Origin of the sequence: Marinobacter halodurans, assembly GCF_004327985.1 — a bacterium.
Taxonomy (GTDB): Bacteria; Pseudomonadota; Gammaproteobacteria; order Pseudomonadales; family Oleiphilaceae; genus Marinobacter_A; species Marinobacter_A halodurans.
This window is the reverse complement of the sequence record NZ_SJDL01000023.1, coordinates 67,085-83,462: the sequence shown is the minus strand read 5'-3', so window position 1 is coordinate 83,462 and position 16,378 is coordinate 67,085. Positions and strand designations below refer to the sequence as shown.

The window sequence follows — 16,378 nt, the reverse complement described above, 5'->3', positions numbered from 1 at the left end:
AAAGAGCGTGCAGGGTAGACTTTGACATGGCGTATCATTCCTCTGTTGGTTGTGATCTGGCGAGATCAACCAACAGGATACGCCACCTCTTCAACTTGCCTCCATACACCAGAAATCACCATAGCTCGAAGCCAAGAAGCGGAAGCCTCAAAGCAAATTGCGGAGCTTTCAAAAGCGGTTGAGAGCGCAAGCGCTAACAATGATTCAGTGCTTAAAAATCAATACATTGAAGGTGCGTTGGAGGCCTGGAAGCGAAAAGGCCAAGCAGTCGATTACTTAAATAGCCTTACCAACGTCACCAACGAAACAAAAGCGGAAATATTTCGTTCTGCCTGTTTGCGTCACAAGGGCCGCGAACCAAAGAACAACCCATTTCTTACGGACGGGTAGCATAGGGATGACGGCGGTGATCTTGCTTTCAAGTGGTAATCACCTAACAAACCGCTCAACCGGACGCCAAAAGCGTGGCGCTTTTGGTTCCCTCCGCTGCGCTCCGGCGCCGGTTAGCTCAGCGTTACAAAGCAAGGGAGAGTGCGTGGTAATGATCGCCAGGGAATGGAAATGCCGAATACCTGAAATCCACAGTGAAGGGTTCACGGGCTATCTTTACGAAACCGGCATCAAAGATTCGTCCGCAACTCCTGGGTTTCTAGGCGCACAGATTTTCCGACGTTCCCTCACCGGCAAAATTGAACTCACTCTCATCACATACTGGGATAAGCTGGCATCCATCAAGGCGTTTGCTGGTGACAATATTTCGCAGGCCCGTTTGTACCCAGAAGACGAGGTTTATGAGCTTGAGCCTGACCTCACGGTGCAGCACTATGAGGTTATCGAGCATCAGTTTTCACCAGAGACGCGGGGGTAAACGGGTGCTCTTGCTTTGTAACAAATAAGGATAGGTCGCGCGCAGCCGCGACCTGATCCGGTGTTGGACGAGCCCGGTGCTTCTCTATTTAAGGAAATAGCGTCGGCGAACCCAGAGGTGCTTTAGCCTTGGCGTTTGTCGGCCATTTTCGCCAGGACAGGGGCGCCCGGAACCGTCGGTGAAGCCGACAGCCGGTTTGCCCTGGCCGTGATGTCATAAGGTGCGTTGGCTTCTCCCTTTGAGGTGCATGTCAGTTAAAGAAAGGCTCAGGCCGGACATCGTCGCCGGATGACGGGCCACCGGCAGGGCCGACGCCAGAAGGTAAGGCTCATGGGCTGACCGCAACAGGGGCAAGCGCGTGGCTTGCGGGGTTGGCTCACCGTTCCGGTCCAGGGCGGCGTCACGTCGAGAAGCCACTGCAGTCGGTGCAGGGTTTTGCGGGCTCCGCTGTGCAGGAAGCCGTATTCCCGCACCCGCCGCAGCCCCTTGGGCAAGACATGCTGCAGGACCCGCCAGAGGAACCGGGCCGCCGGTTCGGTCAGGGTCCGCCACTCCTGAGTCTGGCTGTCCTGGTAGCGGAAGGTCACCCGTTCACCGTCGTAATCCACGATGTTCTGCTCCCGCAGTACGCCGCGATAGAGGTAGCGGGCCAGATAGGTCAGCGCCGTATCACCGCGCCCGACTGCTCACACTGGGCGACCCAGCGCCGGGGCATGGCGTCCGGCAGGGCAAAGCCCTGCTTGCGCATCCGGGTGAGGAACTTGGCCCGGAACACCGTCGCCAGGGCCCGGCCGTTGAACAGGTAGTGCCCGGTGCGGGCCTGCCAGTGAGGCCCGGTCAGCCCACCCCCGGGAACCACGAGATGCACGTGGGGATGGAAAGCCAGGCGACGGGAGTGGGAGTGGGTGTGCAACGCAAGCGCCGTTAAGCCGATCGGCGTTATCAGGATATCTGAACACTGGAGTAGTGCGCCCTGGCAATTTTTCTGGGGAGAATGCACCTCCATCCAGAGCATCTCCAACCGAGTCGATCCGCAAACACCCAATCGATACACATTCACCCAATTAGATTTTGCATCTTTTTTCGTTTCATTACCGCTTCATGCAACCTCATAAAATATCGACAGATCCAGAGTTCGATTCCCCGCGCGTTCGGTATCCACGACGGGATATGGCCGCCTGTCAATTTGACAGGCCATGCCGTGATACCTATTTCGAGGGTATGGCCCATTCACAAAAACCAGAAAACAGTAATAAGAAAATCGACAGCTTTTTTGCAGTACGGCTGCGGGGTTCATCGCATGAAAACGGTCAGTGTTGTACTTCTGGATGCGACCCAGTACGGAGCGGATCCAGAGCTGGCAAAAATGATAGAGACATGGTTCCCGGTTGAGCGCAGGAATAAACGAAGCGGACTGGCCGATATCGACGCGAATGGCAAGAAACCCATCCTGTGTTTTGAATTCGACTTTCCGGATATTTCCACGCTCTCGCTTCTCAACGACACCAAGAGAAACCATCCCTCTGTGCCAATCATCATGTTCACGGAACAGCATTCCGAGGCATTGGCTGTCTGGGCGCTGCGGGCCCGGGTCTGGGATTATTTCGTGAAACCGGCCTTGCCGGAAGCGGTGTTTTCATCGCTTTCCATGCTGACGGATGCGATGAGCGCGCCCAGGAAGGACAGCACCCGGAACCTGCTGACCCCGCCCCACCAGTTGCCGGACGATGCCCGATTCCAGAAGCACCGGGTGATCGACAAACTGGTCGAACTCGCGGTGGCGTACATCGAACAGCATTTGCACGAGAAACTGAACCAGAGCGACATCGCCGAGCGATGCAGCACAACCAGCTACCATTTGAGCCGGATCTTCAAACAGACCTACGGCATCACCTTCCAGGATTACATCATGCGCCGGCGTCTGGATCGTGCGGCCGAGCTGCTCCGCAATGCCAGCGCGTCCGTATCCGACGTGTGCTGGACGGTCGGTTTCCGGGACGCGTCCTATTTCTCCAAGATGTTTTACCGCCAAACCGGGCTGACGCCGTCCCAGTTCCGCAGGCAGTGGCTGGACTCGCGCCGCGAGGAGCACACGGATTTCGGTGCCTCCCTGGCCCTGCGCCGCTAAACATTAACTTTTTGCAAGATTCTTCCTTTTTTCGACCGGAATACTCCTAACGCCCCCCAGTGACTCCTGCCTAACCTGACATTGTGACGCGCTGAACAGCGCGTCACATGGGACCTCAGAAAATAACGTGTAGGAGTTCAACAATGAAAAACTTCACTGCAAAAGTGTCTCAGTTCCTTCGCGATGAAGAAGGCCTGGAACTGTCCGAGTACGCCGTTGCGGGTTCGCTGATTGTCCTTGGCGCCGTTGCTGCTTTCACGACGCTGGGGGGCGATATCGCGACTGCGATTGGCAAAATCTCTGCCGTGATCACCGGGACTCCCTGAGTCGTTCGGAATGATCGCATGGGCGGGAACGCTCTGGTCCCGCCCTCACTAACCGGCAAGAGGCACCTCCCATGAACACTACCGAATGGATGCTCGCCCTGCTCACTGCAGCTCTCGTGATCGCCGTTGTCACGGATCTGCGTACCCACCGGATTCCCAACTGGCTCACGCTGGGCGTCCTCCTGGTGTCGCTGGTCGGACAGATCATCTTTGCGCAGTGGCAGGGGCTTGTGCATGGATTCGGTGGCGCATTCGTGGGGCTGCTCTGTTTTCTGCCGCTTCATATTTTTGGAGCCCTGGGCGCCGGCGACGTCAAGCTCATGACCGCCGCCGGATCGCTCCTGGGTCCGCTAGGCGCCTTCGTCGGCGTTCTGGCGACGCTTGTCTTTGGTGGCCTGCTGGCACTGGCGTTCATCGCATCACGAGGTGGACTGATTCCCTTGCTGCGTCGTTACAGCCGAATGGCCGTGATGATGACGCATCTCCAGCCGACCTACCTGGCCCCCGTTCCCGGCGAAGCCGCAGCCGAGCGCTTTCCCTACGCCCTGGCCATCGCCTGCGGGGCCTTCTTCTCACTCTGGTACCTGGCCTGATCCGGCCGGCCTGACAGGAGTCCCCAGCCATGGAAGCACGAGATGTCACAAGCGAAGCACCCGCCTTCGCACATAGCCGGGAAGCCCTGTGCCCAAGACCTCACAGCCTGGAGGCCACCGGCCTGGACTTCTTCTTTGTCGCGGACCTGGTGCTAAAGCACCTGTCCCAGCAGAGCAACCAGACCCTGGCCCTGCTCGCCCAGAACCTCTGCCTGCCCGGCGCCGTTCTGGAGCCGGTACTGTCAGGACTGAGGAAAGAGGCCCGTATCGAAGCCAGGGGGGCCGGGGCGGGCGAGCACGGCATTCGCTATGCACTGACCGATCGGGGGCGCGCCGACGCACTGGATGCCCTCGCCCAGGATGGCTACTGCGGTCCGGCGCCGGTTCCCCTGGCTGCCTATGCGGAGTTGATCGAGAAGCAGTCCGTCTCGCACTGCTCGGTCACGGCGCGGGACATCCGCGACCTGTTCCGGAACACCGTCCTGGACGAAACCCTGATTGACCAGCTCGGTCCGGCCGTGCATTCAGGCCGGGCCCTCTTTGTGTACGGACCGCCGGGCAGCGGCAAGAGCTACATCACCCGACAGCTGATCCGCCTGCTGAATGACCCGGTCTTCGTGCCCTACTCGATCCTGGTGGGAGGCACTGTGGTGGCCGTCTTCGATCCGGAATTCCACCACCCGGTCCGGCAAATGGCACAGAACCCGGTGAATCTCATGCAGGGGCACGACCCCCGCTTCCAACTGTGTGATCGCCCCGAGGTGGTCACCGGCGGCGAGCTGACACTGGACCTGCTTGACCTCACCTTCGACTCGGACAGAAAGCAGTACCAGGCGCCGCTGCAACTTAAGGCCAGCAACGGCATGTTCCTGATCGATGACCTGGGCCGGCAAACCATGCCGCCCCTGTCACTGCTGAACCGGTGGATTGTGCCCATGGAGGAAAAGAGGGATTTTCTCCACCTCCGGGCCGGGCAGCATTTTGCCGTGCCCTTCGACATGCTCCTGGTTTTCTCCACCAACCTGAACCCCCTGGAACTGGCCGACGAGGCCTTCCTCAGGCGCATCGGCCACAAGATCCGTTTCTCCTCACTGGAAAGCGAACCCTACCTGCGTCTGTGGCGGCAAGTCTGCGAGCAACAGGGCATTGAGGACAATCCGGAAGTCACCCACTACATGATGACCGAGTTGTATCCCAGGCAGGGAAGCGCCCTGCTGCCATGCCACCCCCGGGATCTGCTGGGCCTGGTCAGCGACTACTGTCGCTATCTGGGCCAGCCGCCGGAGCTGGGCATCGACGCCATACGCTGGGCCTGGAAAACCTACTTTGTGCAGTTTGCGGATGAGAGGTGATCACGATGTTCAAGAAACGAACCATTGTCATGCTGACCTTTGCCCTCGCCATGGGCCTGGCGGCCGCCTTTGTAGCCAAGGGCTGGGCGCTTAAGCGACTGACGGTATCGAAAGACGACGAAGGCACCCCGGTGGTGGTCGCCGCCATGCAGATTCCGTTCGGCAAGAAGCTGGAGAAAACCGACCTGCGGGTGACCAGCATGCCGGCGCACCTGGTACCGGCAACCGCCTATAACGACCTGGAGAGCCTGGACGGCACCGTGGCCACGGGCACCATCTATGCCGATGAAATCGTCATGAAGGAGAAGGTCACCGAGTTTGGCGGCGGCAGCGCCCTGTCTGCGGTGATCGAACCCAACAAGCGCGCGGTCACCGTTCGCGTCAACGACGTGATTGGCGTGGCCGGATTCCTGATGCCCGGCAACCGCGTGGATGTCGTGGCCGCCAAGCCCGAGGGCAACCACCGCAAATACAAGACAGAAACGCTCCTGGAAGACATCAAGGTGCTGGCCGTCGACCAGACCGCCTCACCGGAGAAAGACAAACCCGTCATCGTGCGCGCGGTCACCCTGGAGCTTTCACCGAAGGAGGCGGAACGGCTGGTGAGAGCGACCCAGGAAGGCATGGTCCAGTTGGCCCTGCGCAATCCGCTCGACAACAGCAGGAAGCCGGAGCCCAAACCGGAGGTGGTTGCCAAGGCGCCCGAACCGAAGCCGGCCCCGAAAAGGATTGTGTCGAGATCACAGCGCGTCACCGTGATCCGGGGAACCGATGTGAGCACGTCCAGGGTATCGATGTAAGCCGGGCGTCCGGCGCGAGCAAGACGTCACTCAGGGGGAAGTAGGTGATGAAAACAAGCATGAAAGCAGCAGCGAATAACCGCACGTGGTGGCCGCCAGCAGGCTTGATTCTACTCTGTCTGCTGGGCCTGGCCTCAGGTGCCGGCGCACAGGTGATGGTGTCGACGGGCATTGAGCGGCAGGTCGTGGATGTGGCGCTCAACCAGTCCCAGATTCTGTACCTTGAGGAGCCTGTGGCAAAAGTCTCGCTCGGGAATCCGGAGGTGGCGGACATCCTGATCCTCCGGTCCCGCCAGCTCTACGTTGTGGGTAAAAAGCTCGGCTCCACCAACGTCACCCTATGGGACAAGAGCAACACGGTGGTCGCGGTCCTCGGCATCGAGGTGACCCATGACCTGGAAGGGCTGAAGTCACGCCTGCATCAGATCCTCCCTGACGAGACGATTGAAGTCCGCTCGGCCCAGGGCGACATCGTGCTCAGTGGGGAAGTCAGCAGCGCGCCCCGCGTCGATGCGGCGCTGCAGCTGGCGCGCAGCTTCCAGGGCGCCGGAGAGAACCCCGGCACGGTCCTGAACATGATGCAGGTCGGGGGCGCCCAGCAGGTCATGCTGGAGGTCCAGGTGGCCGAGGTGTCCCGCGACCTGCTGAAAAACCTCGGTGCCCGGTTCGAAGTCCTCAACGTATCCAAGAATCTCACCTCCGGCGCCAGCCGGGGCGCGACCGCCCTGTTCGGCGGTCCCGTTCCCGGCGGCGGAGCCGATATCCCGGGCAATGTGACGCAGATTCTCCGGGAACCACTGGGCTATGACACCAGCGGTATATTCGCCAGTTTCCTGGACGGCACCACCCTGTTTGACCTGGTGATCGAAGCGGCCGAGGAGAACAACCTGGCCAAGGTGCTGGCCGAGCCCACGCTGACCACCCTCACGGGGCAGGAAGCCACATTCCATGCCGGCGGCGAGTTCCCGGTTCCGGTCGCAGGCAAGGACAATGAAGTCACCATCGAGTTCAAGGACTTCGGGATCAGTCTGGGCTTTCTCCCCACCGTACTGGATTCCGGCACCATCAGCCTGAAGCTCAACATCAAGGTCAGCGAACTCAGCAACCAGAACTCAATTGCCCTGGACATTGCCGATGCTGGAGCCACCTTCTTCATCAACTCGCTGACCAGCCGTAGTGCGTCCTCGACCGTGGAACTGGGCAACGGCCAGACCATCGGCGTTGCCGGCCTGATCAACGAGCGACTGCGCGAGCGCGTCAACAAGGTTCCCGGACTTGGCGATGTACCCGTCCTGGGACAACTGTTCCGCAGCCAGGAGTATGTCCAGGGGAAAACCGAGCTGGTGATCCTGGTAACCCCCCATTTCGCCAAGGCGGCCGACCGCGAGCAGTTCACACTGCCCACCGACCGGTTTGTCGAGCCGAGCAGCCTGGAGTTCTACCTGCTGGGCTACACAGAAGGACGCGGCGCGGGTGATCCCCCAACCTCCAAACCGATGCGCAAAGGCGGTGTTGAAGGCCATTTCGGACACGAACTCTAAGGTGAACGCCATGACACGTAGCAACCCAAAGACCGCACTTACCCTGTCCGCTCTCGTCCTGGCGGTGTCACTGGGCGGATGTGCCTCGCCGTCCTCCGAAGGCGACTTCGGGAATTCCGTGAGGGCGATGATCGCCTCCCAGAAATACAGGCCTGTGGGCGAAGAGCCGCCGGCCGTACCCACCATGGACGGAGCCCGCGCCGCCGGCTCCGTGGAACGCCAACGGACCGCGCCGCCTGCCCCGCAACGGATCTACCAGGGCATGGGTGGCGCGGAGCTGTGACACCAACGGCTAGAGGATGAAGGGAGACAGCAGTATGCCTGGAATCAACCGGACCCGTTCCACCAGCCACAACCAGCGGGGCGCCATTCTGCCGCTGGTTGCCATCTCCCTGATCGGCATCCTCGGGATGGCGGCACTGGCGCTCGACATGAGCCACGCGCACCTTGAGAAAACGCGGCTCCAGAACAGCCTGGATGCCGCGGCCCTCAGCGCCGCCAAGGTGCTCGACCAGACCGGGAACACGCTGGTTGCCGAGACGGCCGGCCGCGATACCTTTGCCAGTAACCTGGCCGAGCCGGGCAACACAACGCTCGGAGAGGCACTGGACGGGGGCAGCCTGACCGTCACCGTCGAGTTCTCATCGACCCTCGACCCGTTTGTGCCCGCCACCCTGCCCGCCCAGTATGTGCGGGTGCGGGCGGCCGGCTACGACGTGAAAAACTGGTTCGCCCCGCTGTTCGGCTTGAATCGCACCGAGATTCCGGGCACGGCGGTGGCCGGCCCCAGCCCCACCCTCGCCAACGTCTGCAACGTAGCCCCCATGATGGTGTGCGGAACGCCCCCGGCTTCGGCTCCGCCCGGCACCACGTACGGCTATTCCCGGGGCGACGTGGAAATGCTGAAGATCGGCTCCGGGACCAGCTCCGAGGTGGGGAACGGAAACTTCTACCTGGTGCGCCTGGACGGCAGTGCCGGCGGTGCCGATGTCCGTGATGCCGCGGCCGGCAAATACCACAGCTGCCTCAGCAACGGCGAGGTGGTCGAGACGGAACCGGGCAACACGGTGGGGCCTTTTGCGCAGGGCATCAACACCCGACTGGGGGTCTACAAGGGCCCGGTCAACGCCAGCGACTACCCGCCAGACTGGTTTACCGACCACGCCAACTACACCGAAGCCGACTACCAGAACGGAACGGCGCCCGGCTTTGACCTGGACTGGTACCTGTCAAAAATGGCCAACGTCGATCCCACGACCCCGCCCTCGGGTGTGCCCGGTCGCCGGATTCTGACGGTCCCGGTGGGCGACTGTAATGGCCTGGCCAATGGCCAGAGCAGCGTTGATCTACTCGGTTTTGCCTGTTTCTACATGATCACGGAGATGGCGCAGACCGGCCAGGCCCTGTTCTTCGGTCAGTTCAAGGACGACTGCGGCGGCAACGGGGTTCCCGGCCCGAACCCGGTGACCGGCCCGGGGCCCCACGTCATCCAGTTGTACAAGGATCCGGACACGCTCGACAGTTGATCGGCCGGGCGGTGGTTTACCCCGACATTATCACGCAGGAGTCGGTGAATCATGAAAAAGCACCCTCGCTTGAAGCAGAAACAGCATGGCATCGCGATGCTTGAGTTCATGGTGGCAGCCCCGCTGCTGATCGTCGTGACGCTTGCGGTAACGGAGATGGCCTGGGCCTTTCACCAGTATCACACCATGACCCGGGCGACCCGCGATGGAGCCCGATACATGGCTTCCAGCGCCCTGATTGGCAGCGTCGGCATCATCTACCTGGACAGCACCCTGGTGCAGGAAACCGGCAACCTCGTGGTGTTCGGCAACGTGGGTGGCACCGGCTCACCGCTTCTGCCGGACTGGAGCGCCGCCGAAGTGACGGTCACCAGTCCGGATGCCAGTCACATCCGCGTTTCCGCCCATTACGACTACGTGCCCCTGGTGGGTCGCATTCCAGCCTTTTATGGCGGCCAACCCCTGAGCCTGTCGTTCCAGATGCACAGCACCGTGGAGATGAGAGCGCTATGAGCATTCACCCCCGGAATCAGGCCGGTGCCCACACCGTTGAGTTCGCCATCGTCGGGGCGATGTTCTTCGTGCTGCTGTTCGCCGCCATCGAGTTTGGTCGCCTGATGTTCGTCTGGAACACCCTGGACGAGGTCAGCCGCAAGAGCGCCCGGGTCGCAGCGGTGTGCCCCGTCAACCACAGCGCCATTCGCCGGGTCGGGATGTTCGACGCACCGGGATCGAGCGGTCCCAGTCCGATTCTGCCGGCGCTCAACGAATCCGATATCCGGATCGACTATCTCGATGCCAGCGGCACACCGGTCGACCCGGCCACCCAATACATGGACATCGCCTACGTGCGCAGTGAGGTCTCGGGCGTTCGTCACCGTTTGATCATTCCGTTTTTCGTCCAGGAGTTCGAGCTGCCATCGTTCATCACCGTTCTGCCCCGGGAAAGCCTCGGTGTTTCACCGGAAGGAACGGCGTGTTTTGGAACCACGATCTGAATCAGCAGGTGTGAGGTAAGGATCATGAAACCATCATTGAGAGTACTGCTGTCGGGGCGCGACCCCGGTCAACTGGAGGAACTGGAAAAGGTGCTTGTCGGCGCGACCGCACACGTGGTGAGTCTGCGCCATATCGGCAACGCCAATCCTGATCCCCTGTACAACCTGCCGGAGGCCCCCGAAGCACTCATATTCTGTGTGACCGGCGCCTGGGAGGATGAACTGAGTGCCCTGAATGAGCACCCCCTGGAGCAACGACCGCCGACGATTGTCGTGGGCCCGGAGAATATCGCCGTCATGCGCCAGGCCATGCGCGCCTGTGCCCGCGATTATTTCAGTTTTCCGCTGCCTGAATACGACCTGAAGCTGTCCCTCAACCGGATTGCCAATGAGTTGCACGGCGACAAGGCCACCGGCCATGCCAGACTGACGGCCATCATCAATGCCAAGGGAGGGTCCGGGGCAAGCACCATCGCGTCGACACTGGCGCACAGCCTGGTCGCCCGCATCGACCAACGGGTGGCCCTGCTGGACCTCGACTTCCAGTTCGGCCACCTGTCGTCGCTGTTCGATCTCCCCCCCGATGGTGGTCTCGTCGACGCCATCACCTGCTCCGAGTCCATGGATGCCATGGCCCTGGAAGGCCATATGCACAAGCACAAAAGCGGCCTTCACATCCTTGGCGACACCTCGCAACAGCTGGTCGTTCCCGGCGACATCGAGGAAGGGCAGCTCAAGAAGCTGATCAACCTGGTCCGCTCGAGCTACCAGCAAGTGGTTGTCGACCTGCCCAGGCAGATCGATCCCGTGACCGGCTGCGTACTGGAATCGGCCGACTGCATCCTGCTTGTGGTCCAGCAAAGCGTCGCCCACGTCCAGGATGCACGGCAGATGATTCGCTATCTCAATACCTACCTGGGCATCTCCCACAAACAGATAAAGGTGGTGGTGAACCGCTGGGAGAAGCGTCAGGACCTGGAAACCAACGACATCCGGAAGAGCCTCGAGATCGAGGACATCATCTGCATTCCCAACGATTTCACCAAGGTGGCCGAAAGCGCCAATCTCGGCATACCGCTGCTGGATTTCGCCCCGTCATCACCGGTCAGCCGCAGCGTTACAAAGCTCGCGGAAACCCTGAGTGGAAAGAAAGCGGATGCCGGCACATTCGGGTTTGCCAAAGTGCTTCGAAAACTGGCCAGGACATGAGGGTGACACCATGACCATCAACGGGATGAATGACAGCGCCATGACACGTTTCGGCGTCCATGGCCACAGCCATGCAACTGACCAGGCCCGACGGGTCGAGGAAGAGCAGGAACGGGCCTGTAAGAAGAACCTCCATCAAAAGCTCATGAAGGTTCTGGATCTCTCACTGATCAGTACCCTGGGCCGGGAAGAAGCCGAAAACCAGATCCTGGCAATCGGCCACCAGCTGCTCAAGGACGATTCCGTTCCCCTGAGCCTCAATGCCCGCCAGCGGGTACTGAAGCAAATCCTGGACGACATCCTCGGGCTCGGGCCTCTGGAGCCGCTACTCGCAGACAGGAGTATTGCCGATATCCTCGTGAACGGCGCCGACAGCGTCTACGTCGAGCGCCATGGCAAACTGGAAAAAGTGGACGTCTCGTTCAGCAACGATGCCCATCTGCTGAATGTGATTGATCGCATTGTGTCCAGCGTCGGGCGACGCATTGACGAATCGTCCCCGATGGTCGATGCGCGCCTGCAGGACGGCTCCCGGGTCAATGCGATCATTCCTCCACTGGCCGTCGATGGACCGCTACTGTCCATCCGCCGTTTCTCCATTGGCAAGCTGTCTATTGACACGCTGATCGAAAAGCAGACGCTCACCGCGCCCATCGCCGAGTTGCTGGAAGCCATCGTCCTGGGCCGGCTCAACGTTCTGATTTCAGGCGGCACAGGGTCCGGTAAAACCACGCTGCTGAATGTCATGTCGGGCTTCGTGCCCCACGACGAACGCATTGTCACGATCGAGGACTCGGCCGAGCTCCAACTGCAGCAGCCCCATGTGGCACGCCTGGAAACCCGGCCACCGAATATCGAGAGCAAGGGCGAAGTAAGCCAGCGGGACCTGGTTCGCAACAGCCTGAGGATGCGACCGGACCGTATCATTGTCGGCGAAGTCCGCGGGCCGGAAGCCCTGGACATGCTCCAGGCCATGAATACCGGCCACGACGGTTCCATGACCACCCTTCACGCGAATTCGCCACGGGATGCCCTGACCCGGATCGAAAACATGGTCTCGATGGCCAGCGCCAGCATGCCCGTCAAAGCGATTCGCTCCCAGGTCGCCTCCGCCATCGACGTGGTTCTACAGGTGGAGCGCCACGAGGATGGCATGCGCCGCCTGGTCAGCGTGCAGGAGATCAACGGCATGGAGGGCGAGGTCGTCACCATGTCCGAGCTGTTTACCTTCCGGCGTCGCGGCAGGGACGAAACCGGAGCGGTTGTTGGCCGCTACGCCCCAACCGGCATCGTTCCCCGGTTCCATGAACATCTCCAGCAACGGGGGATCGATGTACCGCTCTCGCTCTATAACCCGGACTTCGAGGACTGAGCCATGAACATTCTGGGAGACAATCTCTGGATCTTTGTTGGTCTGGTGTTTATCGCGGTATTCCTGCTCTCACAGGGGTTGGTGATTCCGGTTTTCGGGGAAAGCCGCAGTGCGCGAAAGCGAATGCAGCAACGGATGAAAACACTGGTCACCGACACGGAGACCCAGCAACGCATTTCCCTCCTGCGGGACCGTTACACCCGCAAGCTCAATCCGCTGGAAAGGCGGCTCGAGCAACTGAACGTCCTTGAGCCCCTGAGAAACCTGGTTGCCCAGGCCGGGCTTGAAACCCCGGCCTACCGGGTCTTCCTGCTGGCCCTCACACTCTCCGCCATTGTTGGCGGTATCGCCTGGAGCCTGACCAAGTCGCCCTGGGCGCCCATGGTCGGCGCGCCGGTCGGCTTCATGCTGCCCTTCCTGTATATCCGGAAAAAACGCACGGCCCGGATTGCCCGCATCGAGGAGCAACTGCCGGATGTTGTCGATGTCATCATCCGGGCGCTGCGGGCGGGTCATCCCTTTATCGACGCTATCAGGCTGGTGTCCACCGAAATGCCGAGCCCGGTCCGGGAGGAGTTCGGCATCACCTTCAACGAGATCAACTACGGTGGCGATGTCCGCTCGGCGCTCATGGGCCTGCTGCACCGTGTACCCAGCGTCACCGTCATGGCGCTGGTCACGGCGCTGCTGGTGCAGCGCGAGTCCGGCGGCAACCTGGCGGAGATCCTGGAAAAAATCGCCGCCGTCATCCGGGGACGGTTCCGCTTCCAGCGCAAGGTGCGGTCGCTATCCGCCGAAGGTCGAATCTCGGCCTGGGTACTGACCCTGACGCCGTTTGCCCTGTTCGTGATGATCTCCCTGATCAATCCCGATTACATGCCGATGCTCACCGAAAGTCCACGCGGCGGGGATATCGTGCTGATTTCCCTCGTCATGATCGTGGTTGGCATTTTCTGGATCAAACGCATTCTCAACCTCCGGGTTTAAAGGAGTGATGCCATGGATTATCTGATCGGACTTCTGGACTCAACCCTACAGGACAAGCAGGCCGCCGGCTGGATCTTCGTCGCCCTCATGGGGATCACGGTTTTTTGCGTCGGACTGGCCATGGTCTTCCTCGTTTCCAACATCTTCAATCCCGTGCGGAACCGCCTGAAGTCCGTCGTCGGTTCAGGGCAGGAGGATGAAGCCTCCAACCCAGGGTCGGTGGTCATGCTTGCGGGTAAGTTGGCGCCCTTCGTGCTGCCCAGGAAAGAAGGGGAACGGGGCCGAACCCGCGAGCGTCTGATGCATGCCGGATTCAGGGGTGACAACGCGCTCGCCACCTTCTACGCCATCAAGACCCTCCTGATCATCGGGCTGCCGCTGCTGGTCTTGCTGATCGTTAACTGGATACCGTCCCTCACCTCCGCACAGACGCTCCAGGCCGGCGCTGTGGCCGTGCTTATCGGCGTCGGAGCCCCGAACTACGTACTCGGCAAACTGATCCAGCGCCGCAAGAGACTGCTATACAACGGTTTCCCCGATGCCCTCGATCTGCTGGTCGTGTGCACCGAAGCGGGCTTCGGCCTTAAACCCGCACTGCAGCGGGTAGCGGACGAGATCTCAGTGGGACATCCGGAACTGGCACAGGAGTTTGCCCTGGTTAACGCCGAGATGCGGGCCGGGGTTGATCGTGCCGATGCGCTGCACAATCTTGCCGACCGTACCGGACTCGATGAAATTGCCGGACTCGTCACGCTGCTGAGCCAGAGCCTACGGTTCGGCAACAGCATCGCGGATTCCCTCAGGATCTATTCCGAGGAATTCCGTGACAAGCGGATGCAAAAAGCCGAAGAGGAAGCCGGAAAGATATCGACCAAACTGATCTTCCCATTGGTGCTATGCATGTTTCCTGCGTTTTTTGTGGTGGCCATCGGTCCTGCCGTGATCGGCCTTCTCGACCATTTCAAGGGCTGACATCAGTCCGAAGCATCGCACGCGGCGGCAGGCCGTGAGCGTTGGATGCACTAAGGAGTCGTACCATGAAACATATCGATTGGATGGTGAAGGCAAGTTGCATCGGGCTGGTGCTGGCCGTCATGGCCGGTTGCGCGTCGACGCCGACAGCCAAGGACCATGATTATTCGGATCTTTACAGTGGAAAGTCCAAACTGACCTTCTCCACGCTGATGCCACTTGATTCAGCCGCCGAAGGCATCACCCGCGGTGATGCCGCAGCCGCCCGGGGCGACCTGGACCAGGCCATCTTCGAGTACCTCCGTGCCCTTGAACTGGAACCGGACAACGCCGAAAGCTTCTACAAGATAGGCGTACTCAACCTCAGGAAACAGGAACTGACCAAAGCGCTCACGGCCTTCCAGATGGCCGCAAAAAACGATCCCAACCATGCCGGCGCCCTGGAGGGCATGGGCCTGGTACTGATGCAAATGCGCCAACCCGAACGCGCCCGGATCCTGCTCGAGCGGGCGATAGAACTGGACCCGAAGCGAGGCCAGTCCCACAACGCGCTGGGTATCCTCGCGGATCTGCGAGGGGACTTTGACGAGGCCGTCAAACACTACGACGCGGCACTCATGCTGTCCCCGCTGAGCGCCCGGCTCCAGAACAACCTGGGTTATTCCCATTACCTGGCCGGTCACTGGGACCAGGCAGAGCAATCGTATCTTTCAGCGTTGAATGCCGATCCCGGACACAAGAGGGCCTGGCTCAACCTCGGACAACTCTATACCCGCGAAGAGCGCTACGACGAAGCGTTGGAAGTACTCACGGAAGTGGTGCCAACGGCGGAAGCCTATAACATCATGGGATATATCTGCATGAATGCTGAAAAGCTGGACGATGCGAAACGATTCTTCAGCAAAGCGGCAGAGGCCTCACCGAGTTACTACGTCACCGCGCACGAGAACCTGGCCCAGGTGCAGCGCCTGCTCGCCCAACGCAATCCGTGAGTCCAGGCCTGGCCGGGGCTCCGGGCCCCTTCACCTTTGACACCTGATAGGAAGGGGTTGATCGACATGATGTCGGTCCCCCCTTCCACGTTCAAAGCGAGAGCGGTGGCATGGAGGGTCAATTTGTTTCTTTACCGTCTCGTTGGGCAAGATAAATTGATCCTGTGAGATGATGGGGAAATCCATGAGCGTGTCGCGATCTGATTTCTGCTGCATAGCGAAAGTGGTAACCGTGCTTTTGCTGTTAAACAGCTCGTTGGCGTTTGCCCAAACGACGCAAGAACGCATTCATGGGATGTCCCACGGCGTCATGCCCTTTGACGTGTCAAAGACGATCCACATTTTCAGGATGACGGAGTCCGGGGGTGTCGAGCGAATCCTGGTCAGAGACCGTCGTGATGCCGATCAGGTCGCGCTTATACGGCATCACCTGGAGCATGAGGCCGGGAGGTTCCAACGTGGCGACTACTCAGATCCTGCTAAACTGCATGGTTCGGACATGCCGGGGCTTAAGGAACTCGAAGCAAGTGCCTCGCAAATCGGGGTTTCTTACTCGGAGCTTCCTGAAGGTGCACAAATAACCTTCAAAACCAACAGCCTGCGATTGCTGACGGCCATACATCGATGGTTCGGCGCCCAGCTCTCCGAGCACGGCGCCGATGCCAGGGCAGAGTAACGCATAGGCCCAACACGGCGCTTCAGCCGACCGGCAAC

18 protein-coding genes and 1 pseudogene are annotated in these 16,378 nt (G+C 60.4%); 18 read left to right on the top strand and 1 reads right to left on the bottom strand.

The window, feature by feature from the left end; all coding sequences use genetic code 11:
* Positions 1-21: 21 nt before the first annotated feature.
* Positions 22-390: a hypothetical protein gene (locus tag EZI54_RS14665; RefSeq protein ID WP_131482633.1), complete on the top strand. Its 369-nt coding sequence runs from the start codon at positions 22-24 to the stop codon at positions 388-390.
* Between the two features lie 7 nt (positions 391-397).
* Positions 398-868: an antibiotic biosynthesis monooxygenase family protein gene (locus tag EZI54_RS14660; RefSeq protein ID WP_242674476.1), complete on the top strand. Its 471-nt coding sequence runs from the start codon at positions 398-400 to the stop codon at positions 866-868.
* A 266-nt stretch (positions 869-1,134) separates the two neighbouring features.
* Here the strand turns inward: EZI54_RS14660 and EZI54_RS25455 are convergent.
* Positions 1,135-1,772, bottom strand: a pseudogene (locus EZI54_RS25455) (IS91 family transposase); the annotation flags it as partial.
* Between the two features lie 396 nt (positions 1,773-2,168).
* On the opposite strand from EZI54_RS25455, the gene EZI54_RS14650 reads away from it, so the two are divergent.
* From EZI54_RS14650 to EZI54_RS14575, 16 genes are all read left to right on the top strand, one after another.
* Positions 2,169-2,996 carry a response regulator transcription factor gene (locus EZI54_RS14650; protein ID WP_165495764.1) on the top strand — a complete coding sequence of 276 codons (828 nt, stop codon included), beginning with the start codon at positions 2,169-2,171 and terminating at the stop codon, positions 2,994-2,996.
* Between the two features lie 143 nt (positions 2,997-3,139).
* Positions 3,140-3,322, top strand: a complete 183-nt coding sequence (locus EZI54_RS14645; RefSeq protein ID WP_131482630.1) for a Flp family type IVb pilin — start codon at positions 3,140-3,142, stop codon at positions 3,320-3,322.
* A gap of 71 nt (positions 3,323-3,393) precedes the next feature.
* Entirely contained in the window at positions 3,394-3,915 is a 522-nt protein-coding gene (locus EZI54_RS14640) for an A24 family peptidase (protein ID WP_131482629.1), read from the top strand.
* Between the two features lie 29 nt (positions 3,916-3,944).
* Positions 3,945-5,267, top strand: a complete 1,323-nt coding sequence (locus EZI54_RS14635; RefSeq protein ID WP_131482628.1) for a P-loop NTPase family protein — start codon at positions 3,945-3,947, stop codon at positions 5,265-5,267.
* 5 nt (positions 5,268-5,272) lie between these two features.
* On the top strand, positions 5,273-6,067 hold the full coding sequence (gene cpaB / locus EZI54_RS14630) for a Flp pilus assembly protein CpaB (RefSeq protein ID WP_207389224.1): 795 nt from the start codon (positions 5,273-5,275) through the stop codon (positions 6,065-6,067).
* A gap of 104 nt (positions 6,068-6,171) precedes the next feature.
* The gene (locus tag EZI54_RS14625; protein ID WP_165495763.1) at positions 6,172-7,608 is read left to right on the top strand and encodes a type II and III secretion system protein family protein; all 1,437 of its coding nucleotides are present in this window, start codon (positions 6,172-6,174) and stop codon (positions 7,606-7,608) included.
* 10 nt (positions 7,609-7,618) lie between these two features.
* Entirely contained in the window at positions 7,619-7,891 is a 273-nt protein-coding gene (locus EZI54_RS14620) for a hypothetical protein (protein WP_131482626.1), read from the top strand.
* Between the two features lie 34 nt (positions 7,892-7,925).
* On the top strand, positions 7,926-9,134 hold the full coding sequence (locus EZI54_RS14615; RefSeq protein ID WP_165495762.1) for a Tad domain-containing protein: 1,209 nt from the start codon (positions 7,926-7,928) through the stop codon (positions 9,132-9,134).
* A 51-nt stretch (positions 9,135-9,185) separates the two neighbouring features.
* Positions 9,186-9,647 (top strand): TadE/TadG family type IV pilus assembly protein, encoded by a 462-nt coding sequence (locus EZI54_RS14610; RefSeq protein WP_131482624.1) that lies wholly within the window; start codon positions 9,186-9,188, stop codon positions 9,645-9,647.
* The gene (locus EZI54_RS14605; protein ID WP_131482623.1) at positions 9,644-10,132 is read left to right on the top strand and encodes a TadE/TadG family type IV pilus assembly protein; all 489 of its coding nucleotides are present in this window, start codon (positions 9,644-9,646) and stop codon (positions 10,130-10,132) included. Before EZI54_RS14610 ends, EZI54_RS14605 begins: the two co-directional genes overlap by 4 nt.
* Positions 10,133-10,156: 24 nt before the next feature.
* A complete protein-coding gene (locus EZI54_RS14600; RefSeq protein ID WP_131482622.1) occupies positions 10,157-11,341 on the top strand; it encodes a CpaE/TadZ family protein in 1,185 nt (394 codons plus the stop codon).
* A 10-nt stretch (positions 11,342-11,351) separates the two neighbouring features.
* Positions 11,352-12,713 carry a TadA family conjugal transfer-associated ATPase gene (locus tag EZI54_RS14595; protein ID WP_242674475.1) on the top strand — a complete coding sequence of 454 codons (1,362 nt, stop codon included), beginning with the start codon at positions 11,352-11,354 and terminating at the stop codon, positions 12,711-12,713.
* A gap of 3 nt (positions 12,714-12,716) precedes the next feature.
* Entirely contained in the window at positions 12,717-13,700 is a 984-nt protein-coding gene (locus EZI54_RS14590) for a type II secretion system F family protein (RefSeq protein WP_131482620.1), read from the top strand.
* Positions 13,701-13,712: 12 nt separating this feature from the next.
* Positions 13,713-14,672: a type II secretion system F family protein gene (locus EZI54_RS14585; RefSeq protein ID WP_131482619.1), complete on the top strand. Its 960-nt coding sequence runs from the start codon at positions 13,713-13,715 to the stop codon at positions 14,670-14,672.
* 65 nt (positions 14,673-14,737) lie between these two features.
* Positions 14,738-15,664, top strand: coding sequence for a tetratricopeptide repeat protein (locus EZI54_RS14580; protein WP_131482618.1), 927 nt, complete (start codon positions 14,738-14,740; stop codon positions 15,662-15,664).
* A 184-nt stretch (positions 15,665-15,848) separates the two neighbouring features.
* Positions 15,849-16,340: an aspartate carbamoyltransferase gene (locus EZI54_RS14575; RefSeq protein ID WP_207389223.1), complete on the top strand. Its 492-nt coding sequence runs from the start codon at positions 15,849-15,851 to the stop codon at positions 16,338-16,340.
* The last annotated feature ends 38 nt before the right edge of the window (positions 16,341-16,378 follow it).

Bases quoted from the DNA above. Each gene is read 5' to 3' on its own strand.
- EZI54_RS14640 (WP_131482629.1), top strand. From the start codon at position 3,394: ATGAACACTACCGAATGGATGCTCGCCCTGCTCACTGCAGCTCTCGTG.
- EZI54_RS14615 (WP_165495762.1), top strand. From the start codon at position 7,926: ATGCCTGGAATCAACCGGACCCGTTCCACCAGCCACAACCAGCGGGGC.
- cpaB (WP_207389224.1), top strand. From the start codon at position 5,273: ATGTTCAAGAAACGAACCATTGTCATGCTGACCTTTGCCCTCGCCATG.
- EZI54_RS14590 (WP_131482620.1), top strand. From the start codon at position 12,717: ATGAACATTCTGGGAGACAATCTCTGGATCTTTGTTGGTCTGGTGTTT.
- EZI54_RS14635 (WP_131482628.1), top strand. From the start codon at position 3,945: ATGGAAGCACGAGATGTCACAAGCGAAGCACCCGCCTTCGCACATAGC.
- EZI54_RS14580 (WP_131482618.1), top strand. From the start codon at position 14,738: ATGAAACATATCGATTGGATGGTGAAGGCAAGTTGCATCGGGCTGGTG.
- EZI54_RS14600 (WP_131482622.1), top strand. From the start codon at position 10,157: ATGAAACCATCATTGAGAGTACTGCTGTCGGGGCGCGACCCCGGTCAA.
- EZI54_RS14585 (WP_131482619.1), top strand. From the start codon at position 13,713: ATGGATTATCTGATCGGACTTCTGGACTCAACCCTACAGGACAAGCAG.
- EZI54_RS14650 (WP_165495764.1), top strand. From the start codon at position 2,169: ATGAAAACGGTCAGTGTTGTACTTCTGGATGCGACCCAGTACGGAGCG.
- EZI54_RS14620 (WP_131482626.1), top strand. From the start codon at position 7,619: ATGACACGTAGCAACCCAAAGACCGCACTTACCCTGTCCGCTCTCGTC.
- EZI54_RS14610 (WP_131482624.1), top strand. From the start codon at position 9,186: ATGAAAAAGCACCCTCGCTTGAAGCAGAAACAGCATGGCATCGCGATG.
- EZI54_RS14660 (WP_242674476.1), top strand. From the start codon at position 398: ATGACGGCGGTGATCTTGCTTTCAAGTGGTAATCACCTAACAAACCGC.
- EZI54_RS14575 (WP_207389223.1), top strand. From the start codon at position 15,849: ATGAGCGTGTCGCGATCTGATTTCTGCTGCATAGCGAAAGTGGTAACC.
- EZI54_RS14645 (WP_131482630.1), top strand. From the start codon at position 3,140: ATGAAAAACTTCACTGCAAAAGTGTCTCAGTTCCTTCGCGATGAAGAA.
- EZI54_RS14605 (WP_131482623.1), top strand. From the start codon at position 9,644: ATGAGCATTCACCCCCGGAATCAGGCCGGTGCCCACACCGTTGAGTTC.
- EZI54_RS14595 (WP_242674475.1), top strand. From the start codon at position 11,352: ATGACCATCAACGGGATGAATGACAGCGCCATGACACGTTTCGGCGTC.